Origin of the sequence: Aquabacterium sp. UBA2148, assembly GCF_002328915.1 — a bacterium.
In the GTDB taxonomy this organism is placed as follows: domain Bacteria; phylum Pseudomonadota; class Gammaproteobacteria; order Burkholderiales; family Burkholderiaceae_C; genus Aquabacterium; species Aquabacterium parvum.
In genome coordinates this window covers 1983-3600 of the sequence record NZ_DCXA01000134.1, presented here as the reverse complement: position 1 = coordinate 3600, position 1618 = coordinate 1983, and the positions used below count along the sequence as shown (strand labels likewise).

The window sequence follows — 1618 nt, the reverse complement described above, 5'->3', positions numbered from 1 at the left end:
CGACGGCCGAGCCGTAGGCCAGGATCTCGGCAGCCCCCATGGTGATGGAGGTGGTGGTGAAGCGCACGTTGAGCACGGCGTTGGCGCCCATGGAGCGGGCTTCTTCGACCATGCGTTTGACGGCCTCCTCGCGGGCTTCCTTCATCAGCTCGGTGTAGGCCTTGAGCTCACCACCGACGATGTTCTTGAGGCCGGCGAGGAAGTCCTTGCCGGCGTGTTTGGCGCGCACGGTGCTGCCCTGGGCCAGGCCCAGGTGCTTGACGACACGCTGGCCGGGCAGGACTTCGAGGTTGCTGACGATCATTCGAACGCTCCCTGTGCGGCAGGTGCGGCTTCGTGCGCCCTGCCCTGGTTGTGGTGCGAACCATCATAAGTGCGCACCACGGGCGGGGCGATCAGGTCATGCCCGGCGGACCCGGGCTGTCGGCAGGACGTCACACCGGTGACGCCCCGACCTCAAACCCGGGCGATCACAGGCGCTCGGCCACCCAGGCCTGCACGCCCGCCAGGGCCTGCGGCAGCGCGGTGGCGTCGGTGCCGCCAGCCATGGCCATGTCGGGTTTGCCGCCGCCCTTGCCGCCCACTTGGCTGGCCACGAAGTTGACCAGCTCACCGGCCTTGACCTTGCCAGTCGTGTCGGCCGTGACACCAGCGGCCAGTTGCACCTTGCCGCCTTCAACGGCCGCCAACACGATGGCCGCGGTCTTGAGCTTGTTCTTGAGCTGATCCATGGTGTTGCGCAGCGTGGCGGCATCGGCGCCTTCGAGCACAGCGGCCAGCACCTTCACACCCTTGATGTCCACGGCTTGCGCCACGAGCTCGTCACCCTGGCTCGAGGCCAGCTTGCCCTTGAGCGCAGCGATTTCCTTTTCCAGTGCGCGGATCTGGTCCTGCGCGGCGGCCACGCGTGCGGGCACGTCGTGCGGGGTGGCCTTGAGCATGGCGGCCAGGCCGTTGACGGTGCCTTCAAGGTTTTGGGCGTAAGCCAGGGCGTTGTCGCCGGTGATGGCTTCGACGCGGCGCACGCCAGCGGCCACGCCGCCTTCGGCCACGATCTTGAACAGGCCGATGTCGCCGGTGCGCTTGACGTGGGTGCCACCGCACAGTTCCTTCGAGGAACCAATGCTCAGCACGCGCACGGTTTCGGCGTACTTCTCGCCGAACAGCATCATGGCGCCGCTCTTTTGCGCGTCTTCCAGGGCCATGACCTGGGCCTGCGCGTCGGCGTTGGCCAGGACCTCGGCGTTGACGATCTGCTCGATCTCACGGATTTCTTCGTCGCTCAGCGGCTGGCCGTGCGAGAAGTCGAAACGCGTGCGGTCGGGCGTGACCTGCGAGCCCTTTTGCTGCACGTGTTCGCCCAGCACCTCACGCAGGGCCTTGTGCATCAGGTGGGTGGCGCTGTGGTTGCGGACCGTCTTGGCACGCAGCTCGGCGTCGACCTTCGCATTCACCGTGTCGCCGACCTTGATGGCGCCTTCGACCACGCGGCCGTGGTGGCCGAACACGTCGGCCTGGATCTTGAGCGTGTCTTCGACCACGAAGCGGCTGCTGGCGTTGCGCAGGTCACCGCTGTCGCCACACTGGCCGCCGGACTCGGCGTAGAACGGGGTCTTGT

General features: G+C 67.1%; 2 protein-coding genes. Both read right to left on the bottom strand.

The genetic code is table 11. The features are described 5' to 3' along the window. Positions 1-304, bottom strand: a 304-nt coding sequence (locus B2W70_RS07260) for a YbjQ family protein (RefSeq protein ID WP_286744281.1), incomplete at its 3' end; no start/stop codon positions are given. Between the two features lie 166 nt (positions 305-470). Continuing rightward, on the bottom strand, positions 471-1618 hold a 1148-nt coding region (locus B2W70_RS07255; protein ID WP_286744279.1), incomplete at its 5' end, for a DHHA1 domain-containing protein.